2 tRNA genes and 3 rRNA genes are annotated in these 5,625 nt (G+C 54.3%); all 5 read right to left on the bottom strand.

Annotated features, from left to right (window positions below):
- Positions 1 to 97 precede the first annotated feature (97 nt).
- A 5S ribosomal RNA gene (gene rrf, locus B0E51_RS17020) occupies positions 98 to 211 on the bottom strand.
- A gap of 183 nt (positions 212 to 394) precedes the next feature.
- Positions 395 to 3,276: ribosomal RNA gene (locus B0E51_RS17015) — 23S ribosomal RNA — on the bottom strand.
- A 192-nt stretch (positions 3,277 to 3,468) separates the two neighbouring features.
- Positions 3,469 to 3,544 (bottom strand) — tRNA-Ala (locus B0E51_RS17010).
- 18 nt (positions 3,545 to 3,562) lie between these two features.
- Positions 3,563 to 3,639, bottom strand: a tRNA-Ile gene (locus tag B0E51_RS17005).
- Positions 3,640 to 3,805: 166 nt separating this feature from the next.
- Positions 3,806 to 5,350: ribosomal RNA gene (locus tag B0E51_RS17000) — 16S ribosomal RNA — on the bottom strand.
- Together the 16S, 23S and 5S rRNA genes with 2 tRNA genes alongside form the textbook arrangement of a ribosomal RNA operon.
- Positions 5,351 to 5,625: the final 275 nt, after the last annotated feature.

Below are 5,625 nucleotides of genomic sequence, written 5' to 3'. Positions count from 1 at the left end.
GGATAAAGCCCCTGGCGGTGACCTGTTGCGGGAGGCGCCGAGGCGCCTAAAAGAACAAACCCCCGTAGCGTGAGCTACGAGGGTTTGGGGATAAAGCCCCTGGCGGTGACCTACTCTTGCATGGCAAAGCCACACTACCATCGGCGCATGCGCGTTTCACTTCTGAGTTCGGGATGGGATCAGGTGGTACCACGCCGCTATGGCCGCCAGGGAAGGGGTGGGAGCAGCGCTGACGCGCCGGCTCCACATTCTTCTGAAGTGTCCGGTCAAAAGACTCTGACCAGACGCTTCCGTGAGAGGGATCTCACGTGGATAAATCGTAAACGAGTGACAAGCGTCGAGGTGAATTCGAATGTTCGAGACGTCGCTAAGGAACGAAGCGTCTTGGGGTTATATGGTCAAGCCTCACGGCTCATTAGTATCAGTTAGCTCCATGCATTGCTGCACTTCCACACCTGACCTATCAACCACCTGGTCTTGATGGTGCCTTAAGGAGAGTCAAGCTCTCGGGAGATCTCATCTTGGGGCGTGCTTCCCGCTTAGATGCTTTCAGCGGTTATCACTTCCGTTCGTAGCTACCGGGCAATGCCATGGGCATGACAACCCGAACACCAGCGGAACGTCCACTCCGGTCCTCTCGTACTAGGAGCAGCCCCCCTCAAATCTCCAACGCCCACGACAGATAGGGACCGAACTGTCTCACGACGTTCTGAACCCAGCTCGCGTACCACTTTAAATGGCGAACAGCCATACCCTTGGGACCGGCTACAGCCCCAGGATGTGATGAGCCGACATCGAGGTGCCAAACACCGCCGTCGATATGAACTCTTGGGCGGTATCAGCCTGTTATCCCCGGAGTACCTTTTATCCGTTGAGCGATGGCCCTTCCATACAGAACCACCGGATCACTATGACCTACTTTCGTACCTGCTTGATCCGTCGATCTCGCAGTCAAGCACGCTTATGCCATTGCACACAGTGCGCGATGTCCGACCGCGCTGAGCGTACCTTCGTGCTCCTCCGTTACTCTTTGGGAGGAGACCGCCCCAGTCAAACTACCCACCATACACGGTCCCTGACCCGGATTACGGGCCTAGGTTAGAACGTCAAGCACTTCAGGGTGGTATTTCAAGGATGGCTCCACGCAAACTGGCGTCTGCGCTTCAAAGCCTCCCACCTATCCTACACAGAAGAACTCAACGTTCAGTGTAAAGCTATAGTAAAGGTTCACGGGGTCTTTCCGTCTTGCCGCGGGAACGCTGCATCTTCACAGCGAATTCAATTTCACTGAGTCTCGGGTGGAGACAGCGCCGCTGTCGTTACGCCATTCGTGCAGGTCGGAACTTACCCGACAAGGAATTTCGCTACCTTAGGACCGTTATAGTTACGGCCGCCGTTTACTGGGGCTTCGATCAAGAGCTTCGCCTTGCGGCTGACCCCATCAATTAACCTTCCAGCACCGGGCAGGCGTCACACCCTATACGTCCACTTTCGTGTTTGCAGAGTGCTGTGTTTTTGATAAACAGTCGCAGCGGCCAGGTTACTGCGACCCATCGACGCTCAGTCACGCACGTGACCACGTCAATGGGCGCACCTTCTCCCGAAGTTACGGTGCCATTTTGCCTAGTTCCTTCACCCGAGTTCTCTCAAGCGCCTTGGGATTCTCACCCTGCCTACCAGTGTCGGTTTACGGTACGGTTTTTCCATAGCTGAAGCTTAGTGGCTTTTCCTGGAAGCGTGGTGTCAGTCACTTCGCCCAATAGGGCTCGTCTCGGTGCTCGGCATAAAGAATCCCGGATTTGCCTAAGATTCATGCCTACCTCCTTTCCCCGGGACAACCAACGCCCGGTAGACCTAACCTTCTCCGTCCCCACATCGCACTATGGAAAAGTGCAGGAATATTAACCTGCTTCCCATCGACTACGCATTTCTGCCTCGCCTTAGGGGCCGACTCACCCTGCGCCGATTAACGTTGCGCGAGGAAACCTTGGGCTTTCGGCGTGGGGGCTTTTCACCCCCATTATCGTTACTCATGTCAGCATTCGCACTTCCGATACCTCCAGCAGACTTTACAATCCACCTTCACAGGCTTACGGAACGCTCCTCTACCGCGTACACATAAATGTGCACACCCCGAGCTTCGGTGCATAGCTTAGCCCCGTTAAATCTTCCGCGCAGACCGACTCGACCAGTGAGCTATTACGCTTTCTTTAAAGGGTGGCTGCTTCTAAGCCAACCTCCTGGCTGTCTATGCCTTTCCACATCGTTTTCCACTTAGCTATGACTTTGGGACCTTAGCTGCGGGTCTGGGTTGTTTCCCTTTTCACGACGGACGTTAGCACCCGCCGTGTGTCTCCCGTGTAGTACGTGTTGGTATTCGGAGTTTGCCATGGTTTGGTAAGTCGCGATGACCCCCTAGCCATAACAGTGCTCTACCCCCAACAGTATTCGCACGAGGCGCTACCTAAATAGCTTTCGAGGAGAACCAGCTATCTCCGAGTTTGTTTAGCCTTTCACTCCTATCCTCAGCTCATCCCCATCTATTGCAACAGATGTGGGTTCGGTCCTCCAGTGCGTGTTACCGCACCTTCAACCTGGCCAAGGATAGATCACTCGGTTTCGGGTCTACTGCCAGAGACTATGCGCCCTATTCAGACTCGATTTCTCTTCGCCTCCCCTATACGGTTAAGCTTGCCACTGACAGTAAGTCGCTGACCCATTATACAAAAGGTACGCAGTTACCCTTACGGGCTTCCACTGCTTGTACGTATACGGTTTCAGGGTCTATTTCACTCCCCTCTCCGGGGTTCTTTTCGCCTTTCCCTCACGGTACTAGTTCGCTATCGGTCAGTCAGTAGTATTTAGCCTTGGAGGATGGTCCCCCCATGTTCAGACAAGGTTTCTCGTGCCCCGCCTTACTCAATTTCACACAAAATGTCTTTTCGTCGACTGGGCTATCACCATCTATGGCCGGGCTTTCCATCCCGTTTGACTAAAACATAATGTGCTTTTGGGCTAGTCCCCGTTCGCTCGTCGCTACTCAGGGAATCTCGGTTGATTTCTTTTCCTCCGGGTACTTAGATATTTCAGTTCCCCGGGTTCGCCCTGCATGGCTATGTATTCACCATGCAGTACTCCTTGCGGAGTGGGTTTCCCCATTCGGACATTGCCGGATCAAAGCTTGTTGCCAGCTCCCCGACACTTTTCGCAGGCTGCCACGTCCTTCATCGCCTCTGACTGCCAAGGCATCCACCGTATACGCTTAGTCGCTTGACCATATAACCCCAAGTCGCCTCGGAATTACACATCCAAACCACTTCGTTACTTGCCTTAACACTTGTCTCGGTTCGGTTCGAACCAAGACGCTTGTCACTCGTTTACTTGTTTTCAAAGAACATCACGCCGGCCTCAATGCCGGATGATTTCAAATCTTGTGTGTGCTGGTTATCTCACGCGTCGTTCAGTCCATGGTGGAGCCTGTCGGGATCGAACCGACGACCCCCTGCTTGCAAAGCAGGTGCTCTCCCAGCTGAGCTAAGGCCCCAAGGATTCCTTGGAATAATGGTGGGTCTGGGTGGACTCGAACCACCGGCCTCACCCTTATCAGGGGTGCGCTCTAACCACCTGAGCTACAGACCCAGAGATCGAGCCCCAGAACCTACGTCAGCCTGCCTGGAAACGGGTCCGAAGCGGCTTTTGTTGAAGAGTCCGTCCATGAATGGACGGTCTTCGCAAAAGGGACTTTGCGTGAAATACAGGTGTCTTGTGTGGACGTCTTGCGAGAAGGGCTACGCCGTCTATCTCGAAAGGAGGTGATCCAGCCGCACCTTCCGATACGGCTACCTTGTTACGACTTCACCCCAGTCATGAACCACTCCGTGGTCGTCGTCCCCCTTGCGGTTAGACTAACGGCTTCTGGAGCAACTCACTCCCATGGTGTGACGGGCGGTGTGTACAAGGCCCGGGAACGTATTCACCGCGGCATAGCTGATCCGCGATTACTAGCGATTCCGACTTCACGAAGTCGAGTTGCAGACTTCGATCCGGACTGGGATCGGCTTTCTGGGATTGGCTCCACCTCGCGGTATTGCAACCCTCTGTACCGACCATTGTAGTACGTGTGTAGCCCTGGCCGTAAGGGCCATGAGGACTTGACGTCATCCCCACCTTCCTCCGGTTTGTCACCGGCAGTCTCCTTAGAGTTCCCGACATTACTCGCTGGCAACTAAGGACAAGGGTTGCGCTCGTTGCGGGACTTAACCCAACATCTCACGACACGAGCTGACGACAGCCATGCAGCACCTGTGTTCCGATTCCCGAAGGCACTCCCGCATCTCTGCAGGATTCCGGACATGTCAAGGCCAGGTAAGGTTCTTCGCGTTGCATCGAATTAAACCACATACTCCACCGCTTGTGCGGGCCCCCGTCAATTCCTTTGAGTTTCAGTCTTGCGACCGTACTCCCCAGGCGGCGAACTTAACGCGTTAGCTTCGACACTGATCTCCGAGTTGAGACCAACATCCAGTTCGCATCGTTTAGGGCGTGGACTACCAGGGTATCTAATCCTGTTTGCTCCCCACGCTTTCGTGCTTCAGCGTCAGTGTTGTCCCAGATGGCCGCCTTCGCCACTGATGTTCCTCCCGATCTCTACGCATTTCACCGCTACACCGGGAATTCCACCATCCTCTGACACACTCTAGCTAGCCAGTATCCATTGCCATTCCCAGGTTGAGCCCGGGGATTTCACAACAGACTTAACTAACCGCCTACGCACCCTTTACGCCCAGTAATTCCGATTAACGCTTGCACCCTTCGTATTACCGCGGCTGCTGGCACGAAGTTAGCCGGTGCTTATTCCTCAGGTACCGTCAGCCCCGCCGGTTATTAACCGACAGTATTTCGCTCCTGATAAAAGTGCTTTACAACCCGAAGGCCTTCTTCACACACGCGGCATTGCTGGATCAGGCTTGCGCCCATTGTCCAATATTCCCCACTGCTGCCTCCCGTAGGAGTCTGGACCGTGTCTCAGTTCCAGTGTGGCTGATCATCCTCTCAGACCAGCTATCGATCGTCGCCTTGGTAGGCCATTACCCTACCAACTAGCTAATCGAACATCGGTCCGTCTGACCGCGCGAGGCCCGAAGGTCCCCCGCTTTCTCCCGTAGGACGTATGCGGTATTAGCGTAAGTTTCCCTACGTTATCCCCCACGTTCAGGTAGGTCCCGATGCATTACTCACCCGTCCGCCACTCGCCACCCACAGTATTGCTACTGCTGTGCTGCCGTTCGACTTGCATGTGTTAGGCATGCCGCCAGCGTTCAATCTGAGCCAGGATCAAACTCTTCACTTAAGTTTTCGACAACCTCACCCTTGCGAGCTCAGTCATCTATCTTTCTGAAGCGTTAGTTCCCAACCAATCAAAACTCATTACTGACTTTTTACTTGGTGGGACGCTTGCATTGCTTGGACAGGTCGTAACCCTCCACCGCAAGGCGTCCACACAATTCACCTGCGCACACTGTCAAAGATCTTTTCGCTTGCATCCCGTTGCCGGTTTGCGCCCCAAGACGTTTCGTCCTAGGTGAGCCGCCCATTCTACATCGCTTTTGGAGACCGTCAACACCC

Source organism: Rhodanobacter sp. C05 (genome assembly GCF_002001165.1).
In the GTDB taxonomy this organism is placed as follows: Bacteria; Pseudomonadota; Gammaproteobacteria; order Xanthomonadales; family Rhodanobacteraceae; genus Rhodanobacter.
Note: the sequence above shows the minus strand (reverse complement) of the source record. Positions and strands in the feature narration are given on the sequence as shown.